Consider the following 17,859-nt stretch of genomic DNA (forward strand, 5'->3'; position numbering starts at 1 on the left):
TGTATATTAATGAGGTATTTAAAAGACTTGTGGTCATCTACTATTAAGTATATAAATTTTAGCTAAGATTATAATAAAGCCTATAGTTTATTTTATTAAAGAAAACTATAGGCTTTATTATATTATATATTAACCAATACCACCGTATATTAATCCTAAAATTATTACAATAATAGTTGTTGGCACAAAAACATATTTTCCAAAATTCATAAACCATATACCAATTTTACATTTTGAACCTAAATTTAACTGAGCTAGAGTCTCATCTCTATCAAGTATGTAGAAGAATATAACAGCAGTAATTAATGCCCCCAATGGAGATAGAACTATGGTAATAAAGTTTGTGAAGTTGTTAAATAAAGAACTACTTAAACTTAATGGTATAGCTAGTATAAAAGCCGATATAGCTGTAATATAAGTGGTTTTCTTTCTACTCCACTTAGTTAAATTCATAATTGCTTCTACAGGTCCCTCTAACATAGCTATGGAAGATGAAATAGAAGCAAAAATAATACTTAAGAAAAATAAAGAACTTAGTACTTGTCCTAATTTCATAGTCTTGAATATACTTGGTACAGTTACAAATAGTAAAGCAGGTCCAGAGGTAGGGTTTAGATCTAAAGCAAATACTGCAGGCATTATTACAAAGGCAGCAAGTATAGCTGCAAGAGTATCAAACAATGCTGTAGATATAGCACAATTAGGTATATCAAAATTTTCGTCTGTATAGCTACCACACATAACCATACAACATCCTGTTAAGGATACAGTGAAAAAGGCTTGTCCTAGAGCCATAACCCAAGTACTTGGATTTAAAAGGTAGGACCAATCAGGAGTAAGGAGATACTTCACACCCTCTATCGAATTGGGTAGGCTTAATGATTTGGCAATTAGAAGTATAAATATAATAAATAACAAAGGTATAATGATTTTATTTATTTTTTCTATACCCTTAGAAATTCCAAAACTAACTATTACTAAAGTTATAAGAACAGCTAAACCATGCCAAAATACTGTAATATTACTATTTATAAAAGTAGTGAAGTAAGACTCTATATTTATAGTTAATATCTCACCAGTTAAACTTATGAAAAAGTATTTTAATACCCAACCAATAACAACTGTATAGAACATAAATATACCAGTTAGTCCTAAGGTTGGAATTATAGATATAATAGAGCCATGTTTAATATTTCTTTCTTTGAATATCTTTTGAAGAGCACCCATTGACCCTGTTCTAAACTGCCTACCAAAGGAAAACTCAGCAATTAACCCAACTGTTCCTAGTAGTACTACGAAAATAAAATATGGGATTAGGAATGCAGCACCACCATTCTCACCTAATCTATAAGGGAACATCCATATGTTTCCTAACCCAACGGCAGCACCAACACATGAAAGAATGAAACCAAAGTTACTAGAGAATTTTTCTCTTTTTTTAGTATTTTGCAATTTTAATTACCTCCTAGAAATATGATATAAAATATTTATAATAATAAAAAAGCCTCATAGATTACACTATGAGACCCTTAACCTAGGATATAAAAAGGCCTCATAGTTTATCTATGAGGCTAAATTTATTGCAACATAAACTCTTTAGCTATCATAGATACAAAACACTCCATTGGTGTGGTTTGTATCTATGATAATTGATATATAGACACAAACCTATCTAAAAAAGCTAAAGAAAAAGTTATTATTTAATTTTGAAATTGATAGGTTCGTTTTTAAATTCATAATCTTATCTCCTAATACGATATTTTATGTTATGTATCATATCATTGAAAAATATAGAAGTCAATAGATAGATACAGAATATATATTACTATAGTTATACCTATGAATAAAATATAGAAGAGTAGAGTTAAAAATGATATAATAAATTATATGGAAATATAGTAATTATTTACAAAAATGTTATAACAATTTTATTATAGAGTGGGAAGCAGGATTATAGTCAATATGAGAAATTAAAGGAGAAGATTAAAATAATGAATACTAGAATTGAAAACAGATTAGATATATTTGCAGATTATACAATGCAATTAGGTAAAGTACTGAAATGGGATTATAAACTGTCACATATGTTATGCTCAATGCTATATACTAATGAGGAACGTATATTAGATGCAAATCGTATAAAAGAAATGAGAGAATACATTAAGAAGAATACAGGAATATTTTCTAGCTTTAAAGGGACTACTCTCCCAATAATAGCAACAATGCTATCTTTAGATGAAAATCCAGAGAGCTTATTTACGAAAACTCAAATGTTATATAATAAAATGAAACAACAGAATTTTCGGGGGTCCGAGTATCTTACCATTGCGGCAATGCAGGTTGCTAAAATAAAAACTGAATCTGAATACAATAGAATTATTAATCGTATGAAGGAGTTTTATGATAGATTACGTAAAATACATCCATTTTTAACAAGTACAGATGATTATATTTATGTTGCAATGGTGGCAATGACAGATATTGATTTGGAATTGGCAATCAGACGTGTAGTAACAATAGAAGATAGATTAAGGCCAACTCTTGGTGGAGGAAATGATATGCAGGCCTTGGCACTTGTGTTACTTCTTGCAGATAATGACGATGATGAATTATGTAATAAGGTTTTACAGTTATATAAATGCTTAAAGGATAAAAAGTATAAATTACGTTATAACGGAACAATGTCAACCCTTGGAGTTCTTGCCATGACTTCTAATGATATGAACCTTATAGCAGAAGAATTAGTGAATGGTGCAGAATACTTAAAAGATAAAAAAGGGTTTGGAGCATTTTCCATTAGTAAAGTGCAACGTGCTATGTTTTCTGCAAATTTTGTAGCACTTCAATATGTTGGTGACATGAAGAATAATCTATTAGAAGGAACCATATCTAATAATATTACTAATATTATTATTGCACAACAGATGGCAACCGTTGCAGCAACTATGGCAGCAACCTCAGCAGCGGCTAGTTCAGCAAACTAGAAATATAAAAAGCCTATACACATAAAAGTCCGTTTAAGTAAATAATTAACTTTAACAGACTTTTTTATTTAAAAAATTTTTTTAGTATGTAATTTATATTTTACTACGCTTACATTTATAATTGGTTAAATGATATACAACAACTGAAACCACAATGATTCCAACAGCAATCCCTAAGGAGGTTTTAAGTGTATTAAGAGCGTAAAGATCAAATTTTGTTTTATTTCCCATTACAGCATAACTCATAGAATAGTATAAGCTACCACCGGGTACAAGAGGTACGATAGAGGGTAATAAAAATACAGTTGTAGGTGCTTTATGAATTCTAGCTAAGAGTTCAGAGTATGCTGTACCAAGAATGGAAGCTATCATATTAGATATAAAAATATCATTCCAATAATAAAAAGAAAGTAAATAGATACACCAAGTAATAATACCTCCAATAGATGCATAGAGTATTCTTTCCTTTTTTATATTAAATAATAAGGCAAATCCTAGGCTACCTATGTAAGCAGTAATGATTTGAATTAAATACTTCATTATTGCAATATACCTCCTAATATAATCAATGAAATAGCAAAACCACAGGCAATAGCTATGGCAATTAATATGGATTCAGTTAATCGTAATAGACCAGCTATAATATCGCCACAAAGCATATCACGAACGGAATTTATTAATGGAATTCCGGGAATAAGAAGCATAATATCTCCTATAATAATTTTATCAACATTAGCTCCGATTCCTATTTTAGTAAATAAAATTGCCGCTAGTCCAGTAATAATTGAGCAAACAAAAGTATATATTAATTGATTAATGCTTTCTCTTTTGATAAAAGTATCAATAAAGAATATAAGGATACCAATGATTGCAGCTGCAGCAGCATCTATGAGATTACCACCAAAAAAGATAGAAAATCCACTGGAAGCTAGTATGTATCCTAGGCAGGAACTCCACTTAATGTTGGGTTCACTTACTGATAGTTCTTGTATTTTTTCCTTTATTTCATTGAAAGAAGGTTTAGTTTGACATATATATCTAGATAAGGAGTTAAGCTTCTCAAGTTGACTAAGGTCTGTTCCATAGGAGTAAATCCTTCGTGTTTGTGTTAGAGTTTCTTCATCACTAGTTTTTATAGTAGCTATAATTAATGATCTTATTGAGAAAACATCTATACGGTCAATTTCATAAACCTTACAAATACGAATAATTGTATCTTCAACACGATTAGTTTCACCACCAACTCGTAGCATATGTTCACCAATATCTAAGGAAAGGCTTAGTATTTTGGACGCTTCAATTGTGATTTCATTCTCCTTCATAAATGTCTCCTTTAAGTTAGTTTATATTCCCATATTTATAATATTAGAATATAAAGATTATTACAATGAGATAATTCTAATAAGTTCGATTTATGTATTTTAAATACAAATAGATGTTAGTCAGAAATAAAATGTTAAAGAGAAAAATCAAAACACCTGAATAGTATTTTAACTAATCAGGTGTTTCTTTATATTGATTTATGAATTACCACAAGGGTGAAAGTTCCTTAAGTTACTACCAGAATAATCCACGTCTACAGCAGTTGCTTCCAAAGCCACCAAGACCACCACAACCCAATAATACCAACCATATTAACCATTGGTTATTACCACAATCACAACCAAAATTAGAACTACAATTATGGTTTGTAAATCCTGTACAACAGGAGGTTGGACATCTGTCACAACATGGCTGTATATTACAACAACAGCAGCAATCACATTTGCAATTAGAATGACGTCTTCTATGACTACTCATATATATTACCTCACTTTTTATATTTACTCCTAAGATTATGTTTTGGGAGTATGTAATATAAAAGGAATTTGAAATACACTAAAATAAATATATATGATTTATAAAGATGTATCTCACTATTATGATATGAAGATATTGAATTTAAGTTACAGGGTAATGATGATTAAAGTTGATATGTGTAAATGATTAAGTTAAAGAGCGAGTTTTTATATATAGAGCGTTTTTTAATTAAAATAGATGAAAATATGTTATTTCTATATTTTCATCTATTTGATTTATTTAATGAATACCGCCCATCAGTAGTTATGATTTTATTGAACTCATTTTAACCACCAAGGGTAACATCTTGTTCATTGTACCAGTCTAAAGCATTGTAGAAGTCTGTAGAAGTAAAATCTGGCCAATAGGTGTCTATTACGTAAAAATCAGAATAAACAGACTGAATTGGTAAGAAACCACTAAGTCTTCTTCTACCTCCCCATCTTATTATTAGATCAATTCTAGAAATATCCTCTGAATGTATGTAGGGTAGAATATGTTTATTAGAGGATTTGGATTCTTTTAATAGATTTAAGTCCCACTCCCATCCATAATGGATTAGAAAGTTTACCTTAATACCACCATTACCAAATTTTTTTCTAGTTGTAAAGGGAATTAAAGCCTTAGGAAAAGCACTTGATTCAGTATTTCCAATAACCAAGATTTCACAATCCTCCTTTGTTAAAAGCATGACAGAATCAATGCAAGCTTGTATAAAAGCAAGCTTTTGCTCAGAGGGACGTTTGGTATTGTCTATAGTAAAACCGTAGAATGTTAACTCTTTTATATTTTCTTTTTGGCAAAGTTTAAATACTTCAAGACCAGGATTTATGCCATGTTCATATCCTTTATCTTTGGTTAGATTATTAAGTAAAGCCCAGCGTCTGTTGCCGTCAGGAATTATTCCAATATGATTTGGTATTCTCATATGATCTCAATTAACCTCCGTAAAAATTAAAATTATAATACTATGTTTTCCATAAAAATATAAAATAAACATAGATAAAAAATACTATTTTGTAAGAAGGTTGTAAGAAGTTAATGATAATATACAATATATAGGGAATAATTATTATTGAGTGATTAAAGATGAGTATGTTAAGAGCAGGTAATTTAAGTAAATTAATTATCCAATAAGATAAATTGACATTTTTAATGATTCAACATAAAATAGTTTGCGGAGGAAATGGAGTGTTCTAATGCGAACTATTTTTTATTTATTCTATAGGAGGTTAATTATTGAATATTTTTACAAATGAATAGTAGATTATATTGAAGATAACAATATAATAGAAAAATTACAAAGGATAAAGGTGATTCAATGGGCATATTAAATAGCATTATAGGTATTATATTTATTTTTATAGTAGCATTCTTACTGTCAAATAATAAAAAGAAAATAAACTGGAGAACTATTATTATAGGATTTTTAATTCAATTGGGTTTTGCAGTTATAGTTTTAAAGTCAACTGTTGGGAAGAAAGTCTTACAGAAGATAGCCACAATGGCAACTTCAATTATCGGGTATGCAAATGAAGGAATAAATTTTTTGTTTGGAGCAGCTATACCTACTAATGGAGGAATGGTTTTTGCTTTTCAGGTATTAACTGTTATTATATTTATTTCATCTTTAGTTTCTGTATTATACTACTTTGGGATAATGCAATTTGTTGTAAAGATAATAGGTGGGGCTTTAGCAAAACTCTTAGGAACGTCTAAACTTGAAACTTTATCAGCAGCTGCAAATATTTTTTTATCGCAAACAGAGTCACCTCTTTTAATAAAACCATATATCAATAAACTGTCTACATCAGAATTATTTACCGTAATGGTTGGAGGTGTAGCTTCAGTTTCAGGTTCTGTTTTAGTCGGGTATTCACTTATGGGGATTCCACTAGAATATCTTATCTCAGCAAGCTTTATGGCTGCTCCAGCAGGACTGATAATGGCGAAAATGATATTTCCGGAAAGTGATGCAAAAGCCTTAGAAGATAAAATTGAATTAGGAAAAGATGATTCAGTTAACGTGGTAGATGCAGCAGCGAAGGGAGCATCAGAAGGGTTAGGTTTAGCGATAAACATAGGTGCCATGTTACTTGCATTTATTTCTCTTATAGCTTTAGTAAATGGAATAATAGGATTTATTGGTGGACTTATTGGAATAGATGGGTTAAGCTTAGAAATGATATTTGGATACATATTCTCACCAGTGGTTGCAATTATAGGAGTTCCTTGGAATGAGGCTTTAACGGCTGGAGCTCTTCTAGGACAAAAGATAATTTTAAATGAATTTGTTGCCTTTAGTAAACTAGGACCTATAATAGGTGACCTTTCACAAAAAACTGCAGCTATAATGACTTTTTCACTATGTGGTTTTGCAAACATATCTTCCATTGCTATTTTAATCGGTGGAATTGGAGGAATGGCACCAAAGAGAAAGCATGAAGTTGCAAAATTAGGATTAAAAACTGTGGTTGCAGGCACTTTAGCAAACCTTTTAAGTGCAACTATTGCAGGACTTTTAATAGGATTATAAGATTATTAGTCATGTTGTAAGTATCACAGAAAAGTTGATGCTGTTATCTCATTTTAAGATAATTATATTTTCTTAAAATGAGATATATTTTTATTAGATATTAAAATAGATGTTAAAAACTTCATAATAAAAATATTATTATAATAAATAAAACCTATTTAAGTATGAAATAATATAATTAGAGGGTTTACTATTATTAAATTTTAAAACATAAGATTTCATTATGTAATTATATAAAAATATTTTTAAAATGACTTGACATTTAATATATAAACATGTAAATTAGTATTAACAAATTAAATTGAACAAAATTTAATTTAGATAAATAATATTTTGGTAAATTGATTTTAGGAGGAATAAAAGATGGCAAAGATAGTTAATTCAGCTGAATTTAATAATGAAATAAAAGATGGTGTTGTAGTAGTAGACTTTTTCGCAACATGGTGTGGACCTTGTAAAATGTTGGCTCCAATATTTGAAGAATTATCAACTGAAATGGAAGGCAAGGTTAAATTTATAAAAGTTGACGTGGATCAATGCCCAGACATATCAATGCAATATAGTGTAGCATCCATTCCTACAATAATAGTATTTAAAGATGGAAAAAATGTAAATACTACAGTAGGGTTTGTACCAAAAGAGAGAATAAAAGAAATTGTAGAAGCTTATATATAATAAAAATATAGGAGGTTACTCCTATATTTTTAATCTGTAAATTTGGAGGATAAAGCTATGAGTGAAAGATATGATATTGCAATAGTTGGTAGTGGGCCAGCAGGAATATCAGCCGCTTTAAATGCAAAAATAAGAAATAAGAGTTTTATCATATTTGGTAATGATGAACTTTCAAATAAATTAGTAAAAGCTAATGAAATTAATAATTATTTAGGTTTCCATGGTAAAAGTGGTAAAGAGATACAACAAGCCTTTATCAATCACTTAAGAGCTATGGATATAAAAATAACAGAAGAAAAAATAAATAATATATATGCTATGGGAGATTACTTTGCTTTAATGGTAAATGATAAAACCTATGAAGCGACATCAGTAATATTAGCTACAGGAATTCAATATGGTAAGCTATTCCCTGGTGAAGAAAAACTTCTAGGTAAGGGTGTTGGATATTGCGCTACCTGTGATGCACCACTTTATAGAAACAAAGTAGTTACAATAATAGCCTATAGTAAAAAAGAAGAGGAAGAGGCAAACTTTATTGCTACTTTAGCATCAAAGGTATATTATGTTCCTATGTATAAAGAGTTTGTAAATGTTCATTCATCTATAGAAGTAGTAAATGATACACCAGTAGAAATAATTGGTGAAGATAAAGTGGAAAAGCTAGTTTTAAAGAATAAAGAAATTACTACTGATGGTTTATTTATACTAAGAGATAGCATATCACCAGGTCAATTAGTTCCGGGATTAAAAATCGTAGACAATCATGTAGAGGTTGATAGGCTAATGCAAACGAACTTAAAAGGTTGTTTCGCAGCAGGAGATATAGTAGGAAGACCTTATCAATATATAAAGTCTGCAGGAGAAGGAAATGTGGCTGCATTATCAGCGGTTTCCTATGTAGATTCAAAGGAAAAGTAAAATAAGAGATATTTGTATGAATTATTTATAATGTTATTCAAATTATTTGTTGTATTGACATATAAATTTTAAAATTGTAAAATAATCTCAAACAATATGGTTTATTAAGAATTAATTTTAATAAGTCATTCTGTGAAATGGAGAATTTATATGAAGAATTGTGAATGTATTAAACTAGAAAATCAAATATGTTTTTCTCTATATGCAGCATCTAGAGAGGTAATAAAGTTGTATAAATCCATTCTTGATAAGCATAATCTTACTTATACACAATACTTAGCTATGTTAGTGTTATGGGAAGAAGAAAAGATGACAGTTAAGGACATTGGTAAAAGACTACACTTAGACTCAGGTACTTTAACTCCATTATTAAAAAAATTAGAATCTATGGGGCTAATTACAAGACATAGAGACGTAAATGATGATAGAGTAGTCATAATAGAGTTAACAGAAGCTGGCTTAAAACTAAAAAGTGAGATTTTAGATGTGCCAGGAGAAGTATTTTGCAAATTGAATATATCTAATGATGAAGCAAAGGAGCTTAAACGTAATTTAGATAATTTATTACAAAGTTTAGAATAGTGCAGCAAAAGTTTAATAACTATAGTAAATATTCATACAAAGTTAGTTATAGGAAAAATTATGGATAAAAACCTCTTTAGATTTTAACTAAAGAGGTTTTTTCATGGATTAAGCTTGAACTTTAATAGAGTTTATAGTAGTTCTAACTCTACTACTGTATCTTTTTCATCAGGAAGAATTGCACCAGGTAAGAGTATAAAGGCATCAGCTTCAAATTCTTCTGCCATCCATGGAAACTCTACTTTAATTTCAGAACAGTCTTTAAGCAATCTAGCTTTTTTAATCTTTCCCCTTAGATTGTTCAGATTAGTGTGACCGATTCCTCTATCATAAATATGAGCATAAAGTAGATTCCCATTTTGGGTATATCTTCCCCATTCTGGTTTTGGTAGGTAGCTACCTTTACAACCATAGATGCTATCTCCATTGTCATCAAGCCATTCCCCAACCTCTTCCAGAATAGCTACGGATTCTTTGGGAATTTCACCCTTTGCATTAGGTCCTACATTTAAAATCATATTACCATTTTTGCTAACACATTCAACTAAGCTCCTAACCACTTGCTTTGAGGATTTATAATCTTTGTCCATAGAAGCATAGCCCCAATTATTATTGAGAGTAATACAAGCTTCCCAAGGTACAGGATTTCTATTTTCATTTAGTACGCCCTTTGGAGGAATAATTTGTTCTGGTGAGTCAAAGTCACCGGTATAGGGAGAAAGGTTAGCTTTTTTAATACTTTTTTTATCATCTAATCTGTTATCAATAATTATATCAGGTTGATATTTCCTTATCATATCTACTAGTTCAGTAGCTTTCCACTTTTCACCGGTCATATTATCATAAGAAAAGTCAAACCACATTATATCAATTTTACCGTAGCCAGTAACTAATTCCTTAACTTGATTATGAAAATACTTAACATAATTATCGAAGTTATGAATTTTATTTTTAAAGGCTGTGTTATTTCTCATTGGATGGTGCCTATCACCATAGGCTGGATAGTCTTCATGATGCCAATCAAGAAGTGAGTAATAAAGACCAATTTTAATGTCTTCTGTTCTGAAAGCATCTATGTATTCTTTAATTAAATCTCTTCCAGCTTTTGTATTAGTAGATTTATAGTCAGTATAAGCACTATCAAATAAGCAAAACCCATCGTGATGTTTAGCAGTCATAACTGCATATTTCATACCGGCTTTCTTTGCAAGTTTGGCCCATTGTCTAGGGTTATATTTGGTTGGATTAAATTCAGCAAAGTATGGTTTATACTCTTCAACAGTCATCTGTCGGTTAGTCATAATCCATTCACCTGCAGCAGGTATACTATATAATCCCCAGTGTATAAACATTCCAAATCTAGCTTCTTGGAACCATTTAGTTCTTTCTTCACGTTGAAGATAAATTTTGCTTTCATTTTCAATATCTATCATGATTTCACCAATCCTTTCTATTTTAATTATATATTAATATTTTTTAAATTTGTAAAAGATTCACTTTTGTTTTTAAGAAAATTCATTGAATAAAACTATATATAAACTTACAATAGATGTAGTAGTTTATTTATTGAGTAGAATAGATAAGCTTATATTTAAACTGTGAAATACCCAGTAAGAAAATACATTTTATAAGGAGGATAGCAATGAAAAATAATTTAAAGAAACTAAGCTTAATTATTGGAACTATAATTATAGGTATAGCTTTATTTACAGGTTGCTCTAAGAAAGATGAAATAAAGGATGCCTTTAACATTTATAAAAATGCTTGGATTAAGCAAGATTTTAAAAGTATGTATAATATGCTTTCAGTGGAATCAAAAGCATATATAAACGAGGAAGAATTTTTAGAAAGATACACTAATATATATAGCGCTATTGTAGCTAGTAATATGGATATTCAAATAGTAGGAGAAAAGGAAAGAGATAAAAAGTCATTGGAGATACCATTTACTATGACCATGGATACAGTGGCAGGAAAGGTAGATATCAAAGATTATAAAGCAACTTTAGTTAAAGAAGAGGACGGGTATAAGGTAAAGTGGAATGAGAGTTTAATATTCCCTCAAATGGAAAAACCAGATGATAAGGTGAGGGTAGAAGATTATTATTCTAAACGTGGAAGTATATTAGATAGAAATGGGAACTTTTTAGCCCAAGATGATATAGTAAAGTCTGTAGGGATTCATCCAAGTAAATTTGAAAATAAAAAGTCAGAAAAAATAACAGCTATGGCAAATATATTAGACATAAGTGAGTCATATATAGAAGAACAGCTAGCAGCTAATACTAACCCAGATTATTTTGTACCAATAGTATCTGTACTTCAATCTGATTCTGAAAAGTTAAATAAGCTTTCCACCATTGAAGGCGTTCAAATAAACAATAAAAACTCCAGAGTTTACACCGGAGGAGAAGCTTTTGGAAATCTAATAGGATATGTGGGAGCCATTACAGCAGAAGAAATAGAAAATAATAAAGATAAGGGTTATTCACAAATAAGTCTCCTTGGAAAAGCTGGTCTTGAGAAGGTTTATGAAGATATATTAAGGGGCCAAGATGGTGGAGAAATATACATTGAAAAGGGAGAAGAAAAAATAACTTTAGCTAAAACAGAAGCAAAGAATGGTCAGGATATAAAACTATCAATAGACCCAGAGCTTCAAAGTAAGATATATAGTGAAATGAAAGGTGAGAAGGGAGCATCTACTGCGGTAGACCCTAAAACTGGAGAAGTTTTAGCTATGGTAAGTTCACCTTCCTATGATCCAAATATATTTGTAACATATAAAACAAAATTCTTAAGTGAACAGTGGAAAAAGCTTGATGGTCAGCAGTTTGACAATAGGTTTAATAATGTATACGCACCAGGCTCTACAATGAAGCTAGTTACAGCGGCTATAGGATTGGATGTAGGCGCACTTAATCCAGGAGAAACTATGGATATTAAGGGATTAGATTGGCAAAATAATTCATCATGGGGTGGATATAAGGTTACGAGAGTAAAAGATCCTGGTAAGGCTATAAACTTAAAAGAAGCTACAAAATACTCAGATAATATTTATTTTGCAAGAGTAGCATTGAATATAGGAGCAGATGCCTTTATAAATGGAGCTAAAAACTTTGGTATTGGAGAAGAGATAAGTTTTGATTTCCCAATGGAGACTTCTCAAATTAGTAATGATAATACTTTAAGTAAAGAAATACTTCTTGCTGACACAGGATATGGTCAAGGTGAGGTGCTTATGTCACCATTAGATATTGCATTATCATATAGTGCATTAGGAAACAATGGAGATATAATGCAGCCAAGACTTAACATTGGAAAAAATCCAGAAGCAAAAGTTTGGAAAAATGCTATAAAGGCAGAAAAAGTACCTGCTTTAGTAGATGCTTTCTCAGCTGTAATAAATGATGCAGATGGAACAGCTACCACTGCAAAAGTAAATGGATTTAATATAGCTGGTAAAACTGGAACTTCAGAGATAAAGAAAGACCAAAAAGATGAATCGGGTAAAGAAAATGGATGGTTTGTAGCTGTAAACACAGATGATTCTAAAGTTGCCATATCTATGATAATAGAAGATGTAAAGGATAGAGGCGGCAGTGGAATACCAACAGCTATGGTTAAAAATGTTATGGAGTTTTATTTGAAAAAATAGATATTTATTATAGTTAAAGAGGGTGTCTAAAATGCTAAATATTGAAATTATTTCAGGCTCAAAGGAACTATTAGAATATGTAGGTCCACTGTGGGATAAGCTTAATAATCATCATAAAAATAAATCTATAAATTTTAAAGAAAAATATGAGAAGCTCTCATTTAAGGAAAGAAGTAATGGATTCCTTATTTACAAGAAGGACAATATAAATATTAATCTAGTTAAGGACAAAGATAAAAAAATATATGTGGGATATTGTGTTTCTACAATAAATAGTGGTCTTGTAGGAGAAGTTAGTTCTTTATATATAGAGCCTGAATATAGGAAGTATGGCATTGGTGATGAACTTATTAAAAGAGCCATTAAATGGCTAGATGATAACAAGGTTAATAAAAAAATAATTGGAGTAGCTGTAGGAAATGAGGATGTACTTAAGTTTTATGAGAGGCTTGGATTCCGGAGTAGAACTATTATTTTAGAGCAGTGTTAACAATGGGAGGCAGTAATATGTCTCCTATTTTCTTATAAGGTTATAATTTAATTTTATTTAATATATGAGGTGAAAACGAAGTGAAATTTAGTATAGGTGAAATGGCTAAACTACATAATATAAACATACAAACTCTAAGGTACTACCATAATATTGGATTATTAGTTCCTGTAGAAGTAGATTCTAAGTCCGGTTATCGATATTATGATAGTACTTCTAGTCAGAGATTGTGGAAAATAAAAGCATTACAGTCTACGGGATTATCTCTTAGTGAAATTATGAAGGTTTTAAGTGGAGATATATGTGAAACAGAAAAATTGTTTAATAATTTAAAAAATGTAATTGATGAAAACATAGAGAACTTAAAAAAAGTTTCTTGTTATGTAGAAGAGCAATTAAAAAATATAAATGATTTAAGGGAAGGAAATTATTCTACAGAGCCGAGAATTATGGTATTAGAAAGAAGGGAAGGATATTTAATAGACGTAAATGAAAATAGCACTATAGATAATGTAATAAGGTCTTTGGTAAGTTTTGATAGAAATTGTAGTATTAGTGTAGAAGTTATGTTTAAGCCGTCAAGGTTAATAAATATTAATGATAAAGGAGAAACTCATCTTAAAAGTTATCTGGCTCTTAGCAAAGAAGAAAAGCTAAATGATTCTAAGAATAAATACACATTAAAAGAAGGGGTTTATGGAGTCATTGACCATATAGGTAGTCGAGACAGTTTAAAAGAAAGTTATCATAGCTTATTAAAATATATAAAATCTTCTAAAATGGAATTACAAGGAATCGGTATAGAAGAATTGATTATAGGGCCAAACATATCTGATAATAATGAAAAATGGGTGAGACAGATTCAGCTATTATTGAAATAATAATTATCGTGAAATATTTAAAGGATATAATTGGTGATTTATTGATTAATTATATCCTTTAATTTTAATATTTATTTGTCACCAGTAGGAAAGTCCTCTCCCATAATCCATGTAAATCCATATGCCTTAAGAGCTTCTATAAAATTCTTATTTCCTATACAAGACCAATTTGCTTTATAGTGAAGACCAAAATATCTTTGGGCCATATTAATATAACCTTGCTGTTCTATAGATGTAATAATCTTATTACTGTAATCTTCTCCGCCTATATCTAAAGTCACTTCTTTCATTGATGCCATATTAGTTGGACTAAGGGGAAATTTTTTAGAATTGTACTTTTCATTTTGTAGCTTTACTAAAGTGTCTATAGTTAAGTCTTTATAGCTTTCCTCATGAACTATGGCTTCTATGCCTAACTTTGGAGCAGGAATTAAAGGTTGATTTGGATATCCAATACTTAAAAGAACTACAGGGAATACGCCTTCTGGAATATTAAATATAGATTTTAATTCCATAAAACAACTTTCTACTGTGCCTATATATACAGAACCTAAACCTACAGAATCAGCAGCAGTACAAATATTTTGAGCACATATTATTGTATCTTGAAGAGCAATCCAAAAATGTCTATAACTCTTGGTAGCTACAAAAGGAGCATCAGAGGCTTCACACCAACGTTGAATTCTTCTCCAGTCAATACAGAATAGAAGATTAACAGGTGCATTTTTAACTAGTGATTGCATATCGCATTCATTAACTAAACGTTCCTTAGTCTTATCATCAGTTATCTTTATTATAGAGTAAGGTTGAAGATTTCCTCCAGTAGCAGCATGTAAACCGCAAGATATAATCTCATTCAATAGCTCGTCAGGAATTTTCTTATCTAGAAAGCTTCGACAACTTGCACGTTCACATAATAATTTCATAGTATCATTTAAATATTCCTTATTCATAAAATCATCTCCTAAATTTAATATTTTATATTTCAAAGGTTAAACCCTATAGGCACTATAGAGTCAAGGATGTTTATACAAATATAAAATAATTTTAATAATTATTTTAAGTAAAGATATAAAAAATACCTTTTAGTTATTATATAAATTACTAAAAGGTTGAAAAGGATATTATTAAAATAATAAGCTATAATATCTATTTATATTTTTATCTAACTCATTCATGACAATGAACCTAGATTCTCTTAGGGTTTCTTTTCCTTGAGTAAAAAGTAAAATTGTAGGGGCTATGAAAACTGAAAATTCTGCACACAAGGAAGGAAATTCATCAATACTAATTTTTATAGATTTAGCCTTAGGATAATTAGAAAGCAAGTCATCTACTTTACAAAGCAGGTCATCATTTCCTCAAAAACATTTTCCAGTAAAGAAGCATAAAAGTAAATCAGAAGTATCAATTAGTTTTAAAAGGTATTCTTTAGAATTTAAGCTATTCATTTATGAACCTCCTATTAAGTTTATATATTTATATTATCTAATAAGATATAACTTTATTCATTATAAAAGCCAAATCAAAACTTAGATAAATACGTCATTTAAATATCTTATTAATAAGTAGAAAGACACCAATTCCCAAACAAAGAAATATAATCATAATAATTATAGGTATGAGCTTAAAAAATTCAAGCATGAGTTTCTCCCCCTTAAAATCCTATATTTATATTTATACTTATTTTATAAAGGTAATGACAAGAAATTCCATATAATTGGAATAATTATATATGGAAAACATGATGAATGTCAATATTAATTATGTATGTAAACTTCAGAATAACTAAAATTCATTAGGTTTTAAAGAATATTTGAATATTTATATGTAAAATTAGAATACGTTTAAATATAAAAAGTTATAAATACTCATGATATAATGTATTATAAATTATTAGTTAAAGAAGGGGATTTTAATGCCAAGGATAGGAATGAGGATTATAAAATCAGCAGTGGCAGTCTTTATATGCTTTTTAATATATTTAGTAAGAGGCACAGGAATGCCATTCTATTCAGCAATAGCGGCAATTTTATGCATGCAACAAGGTGTGGAGAGTACTAAGCAGGTTGGTTTAAATCGTACCATTGGGACTTTAATTGGAGGTGCCTTTGGAGTGATAGTGTTATTATTAGAAAGAAGATTTATACCTGAATCTATGCCACAACTAAGATATCTATTAACATCTGTAGCTATCATACCTTTAATATATACTACTATATTACTTGAAAGACAAACAGCATCCTATATTAGTTGTGTAGTATTTTTAAGTGTGGCTATAAATCATGGAGATGATGTAGTTCCTTATGCATTTACTATTAATAGAATTATAGACACTTTAATTGGGATTTTTGTAGCGTTAGGGGTCAATGCTATGAGGTTACCTAAGAAGAGAAATACTAAAATTTTGTTTGTAAGTACACTAACGAATACTTTAATGGATTCTAAAAATCAAGTTAGTGCTTATACTAAGGTAAAACTAAAGGAAATGATAGAAGAAGGAGCACTAGTGACATTAGTAACAGATAAAACTCCAGAAACTGTAGCACCTATAGTTAGTAGTATGGATATTAAGTTACCAGTAATTACAATGAATGGAGCAGCAATATATGATTTTAATAAGAAAAGCTATGTTTACCATGAAGGAATAAATAATGAAATAGCTGAAAGAATCTTAAATATATGTGATGAGTTATCTATAAACACCTTTACTCATACTATAATTAATGATGTGATGCACATTTATTATGGTAATTTTACTAATGAAGAAGAAAAGAGATTTTATAATTTAGAGAAAGTACTTCCATTGAAAAATTATATATATAGTAAACTACCACAAGGGCTAGATGTAATTTGCATCATGGTTATTAATAAGATAGATAAAATAGAAATACTACATAATAGGCTTAAAGGATGTAGCGATTATGAAAACATCAAGATTATATATGAAAGGTATAACGAAGATTACTATATTTTAAAAGTGTATAGTGGTAAAACATCTAGAGGAAGCGCTTTGATAAAGTTAAGAGAGATGATTAAAAGTGAGAAAGTAGTTGTATTTGCTGGTGTAGAACAGGATAGTTCTATGCTTGAAGTAGCAGATGAAGGATATGTAGTAGAAAATGCATCTATTACAGTTAAAGAAAATAATTCACAAATCATAGGAGATAGTGAAAGTGATTCTGTAGTAAAGACTATTAAAAAAATATTTTATTCAAAAGTAATTAATTATTAAACTAATATATTAAATTTAAAGCTTCATTATTTTTATTTATCAACAAAAAGAAAACACG

At 29.6% G+C, this 17,859-nt stretch carries 16 protein-coding genes; 9 read left to right on the plus strand and 7 right to left on the minus strand.

The window, feature by feature from the left end; genetic code table 11:
* Positions 1-129: 129 nt before the first annotated feature.
* Positions 130-1,452, minus strand: coding sequence for a sodium-dependent transporter (locus IO99_RS14525; protein ID WP_035134692.1), 1,323 nt, complete (start codon positions 1,450-1,452; stop codon positions 130-132).
* Positions 1,453-1,991: 539 nt separating this feature from the next.
* On the opposite strand from IO99_RS14525, the gene IO99_RS14530 reads away from it, so the two are divergent.
* On the plus strand, positions 1,992-2,984 hold the full coding sequence (locus IO99_RS14530; RefSeq protein ID WP_035134694.1) for a DUF4003 family protein: 993 nt from the start codon (positions 1,992-1,994) through the stop codon (positions 2,982-2,984).
* A gap of 93 nt (positions 2,985-3,077) precedes the next feature.
* Here the strand turns inward: IO99_RS14530 and IO99_RS14535 are convergent, their stop codons facing one another.
* The 4 genes from IO99_RS14535 to IO99_RS14550 form a co-directional block, all read right to left on the minus strand.
* Positions 3,078-3,524, minus strand: a complete 447-nt coding sequence (locus tag IO99_RS14535; protein ID WP_051824166.1) for a threonine/serine exporter family protein — start codon at positions 3,522-3,524, stop codon at positions 3,078-3,080.
* Complete coding sequence (locus IO99_RS14540) at positions 3,524-4,306, minus strand: threonine/serine exporter family protein (protein WP_035134698.1); 783 nt, start codon at positions 4,304-4,306, stop codon at positions 3,524-3,526. Before IO99_RS14540 ends, IO99_RS14535 begins: the two co-directional genes overlap by 1 nt.
* Before the next feature lie 235 nt (positions 4,307-4,541).
* Positions 4,542-4,784 (minus strand): hypothetical protein, encoded by a 243-nt coding sequence (locus tag IO99_RS18800; RefSeq protein ID WP_084178198.1) that lies wholly within the window; start codon positions 4,782-4,784, stop codon positions 4,542-4,544.
* Between the two features lie 325 nt (positions 4,785-5,109).
* The gene (locus tag IO99_RS14550; protein WP_035134702.1) at positions 5,110-5,751 is read right to left on the minus strand and encodes an undecaprenyl diphosphate synthase family protein; all 642 of its coding nucleotides are present in this window, start codon (positions 5,749-5,751) and stop codon (positions 5,110-5,112) included.
* 393 nt (positions 5,752-6,144) lie between these two features.
* Between IO99_RS14550 and IO99_RS14555 the strand changes: the two genes are divergently transcribed.
* The 4 genes from IO99_RS14555 (at position 6,145) to IO99_RS14570 (ending at position 9,537) form a co-directional block, all read left to right on the plus strand.
* Positions 6,145-7,359, plus strand: a complete 1,215-nt coding sequence (locus IO99_RS14555) for a NupC/NupG family nucleoside CNT transporter (protein WP_035134704.1) — start codon at positions 6,145-6,147, stop codon at positions 7,357-7,359.
* 363 nt (positions 7,360-7,722) lie between these two features.
* Complete coding sequence (gene trxA / locus IO99_RS14560) at positions 7,723-8,034, plus strand: thioredoxin (RefSeq protein ID WP_035134706.1); 312 nt, start codon at positions 7,723-7,725, stop codon at positions 8,032-8,034.
* A gap of 57 nt (positions 8,035-8,091) precedes the next feature.
* On the plus strand, positions 8,092-8,955 hold the full coding sequence (locus tag IO99_RS14565) for an NAD(P)/FAD-dependent oxidoreductase (RefSeq protein WP_035134708.1): 864 nt from the start codon (positions 8,092-8,094) through the stop codon (positions 8,953-8,955).
* A 150-nt stretch (positions 8,956-9,105) separates the two neighbouring features.
* A complete protein-coding gene (locus tag IO99_RS14570; RefSeq protein WP_035134710.1) occupies positions 9,106-9,537 on the plus strand; it encodes a MarR family winged helix-turn-helix transcriptional regulator in 432 nt (143 codons plus the stop codon).
* A 131-nt stretch (positions 9,538-9,668) separates the two neighbouring features.
* Here the strand turns inward: IO99_RS14570 and IO99_RS14575 are convergent, their stop codons facing one another.
* A complete protein-coding gene (locus IO99_RS14575; RefSeq protein ID WP_035134712.1) occupies positions 9,669-10,970 on the minus strand; it encodes an alpha-L-fucosidase in 1,302 nt (433 codons plus the stop codon).
* A 209-nt stretch (positions 10,971-11,179) separates the two neighbouring features.
* Between IO99_RS14575 and IO99_RS14580 the strand changes: the two genes are divergently transcribed.
* The 3 genes from IO99_RS14580 (at position 11,180) to IO99_RS18490 (ending at position 14,566) form a co-directional block, all read left to right on the plus strand.
* Positions 11,180-13,195: a penicillin-binding transpeptidase domain-containing protein gene (locus IO99_RS14580; protein ID WP_035134714.1), complete on the plus strand. Its 2,016-nt coding sequence runs from the start codon at positions 11,180-11,182 to the stop codon at positions 13,193-13,195.
* A 31-nt stretch (positions 13,196-13,226) separates the two neighbouring features.
* Positions 13,227-13,685 (plus strand): GNAT family N-acetyltransferase, encoded by a 459-nt coding sequence (locus IO99_RS14585; RefSeq protein WP_035134716.1) that lies wholly within the window; start codon positions 13,227-13,229, stop codon positions 13,683-13,685.
* An 80-nt stretch (positions 13,686-13,765) separates the two neighbouring features.
* Complete coding sequence (locus tag IO99_RS18490) at positions 13,766-14,566, plus strand: MerR family transcriptional regulator (RefSeq protein ID WP_051824167.1); 801 nt, start codon at positions 13,766-13,768, stop codon at positions 14,564-14,566.
* 71 nt (positions 14,567-14,637) lie between these two features.
* Here the strand turns inward: IO99_RS18490 and IO99_RS18495 are convergent, their stop codons facing one another.
* Complete coding sequence (locus IO99_RS18495; RefSeq protein WP_051824168.1) at positions 14,638-15,519, minus strand: nitroreductase family protein; 882 nt, start codon at positions 15,517-15,519, stop codon at positions 14,638-14,640.
* A gap of 965 nt (positions 15,520-16,484) precedes the next feature.
* Here IO99_RS18495 and IO99_RS14605 point away from each other — a divergent pair.
* Positions 16,485-17,801 carry an HAD hydrolase family protein gene (locus IO99_RS14605; protein WP_035134718.1) on the plus strand — a complete coding sequence of 439 codons (1,317 nt, stop codon included), beginning with the start codon at positions 16,485-16,487 and terminating at the stop codon, positions 17,799-17,801.
* The last annotated feature ends 58 nt before the right edge of the window (positions 17,802-17,859 follow it).

The organism is Clostridium sulfidigenes (assembly GCF_000732635.1).
Lineage (GTDB): Bacteria > Bacillota > Clostridia > Clostridiales > Clostridiaceae > Clostridium_J > Clostridium_J sulfidigenes.

Bases quoted from the DNA above. Each gene is read 5' to 3' on its own strand.
- IO99_RS14540 (WP_035134698.1), bottom strand. From the start codon at position 4,306: ATGAAGGAGAATGAAATCACAATTGAAGCGTCCAAAATACTAAGCCTT.
- IO99_RS14575 (WP_035134712.1), bottom strand. From the start codon at position 10,970: ATGATAGATATTGAAAATGAAAGCAAAATTTATCTTCAACGTGAAGAA.
- trxA (WP_035134706.1), top strand. From the start codon at position 7,723: ATGGCAAAGATAGTTAATTCAGCTGAATTTAATAATGAAATAAAAGAT.
- IO99_RS14565 (WP_035134708.1), top strand. From the start codon at position 8,092: ATGAGTGAAAGATATGATATTGCAATAGTTGGTAGTGGGCCAGCAGGA.
- IO99_RS18495 (WP_051824168.1), bottom strand. From the start codon at position 15,519: ATGAATAAGGAATATTTAAATGATACTATGAAATTATTATGTGAACGT.
- IO99_RS14535 (WP_051824166.1), bottom strand. From the start codon at position 3,524: ATGAAGTATTTAATTCAAATCATTACTGCTTACATAGGTAGCCTAGGA.
- IO99_RS14570 (WP_035134710.1), top strand. From the start codon at position 9,106: ATGAAGAATTGTGAATGTATTAAACTAGAAAATCAAATATGTTTTTCT.
- IO99_RS14585 (WP_035134716.1), top strand. From the start codon at position 13,227: ATGCTAAATATTGAAATTATTTCAGGCTCAAAGGAACTATTAGAATAT.
- IO99_RS14555 (WP_035134704.1), top strand. From the start codon at position 6,145: ATGGGCATATTAAATAGCATTATAGGTATTATATTTATTTTTATAGTA.
- IO99_RS14530 (WP_035134694.1), top strand. From the start codon at position 1,992: ATGAATACTAGAATTGAAAACAGATTAGATATATTTGCAGATTATACA.
- IO99_RS14580 (WP_035134714.1), top strand. From the start codon at position 11,180: ATGAAAAATAATTTAAAGAAACTAAGCTTAATTATTGGAACTATAATT.
- IO99_RS18800 (WP_084178198.1), bottom strand. From the start codon at position 4,784: ATGAGTAGTCATAGAAGACGTCATTCTAATTGCAAATGTGATTGCTGC.
- IO99_RS14605 (WP_035134718.1), top strand. From the start codon at position 16,485: ATGCCAAGGATAGGAATGAGGATTATAAAATCAGCAGTGGCAGTCTTT.
- IO99_RS14550 (WP_035134702.1), bottom strand. From the start codon at position 5,751: ATGAGAATACCAAATCATATTGGAATAATTCCTGACGGCAACAGACGC.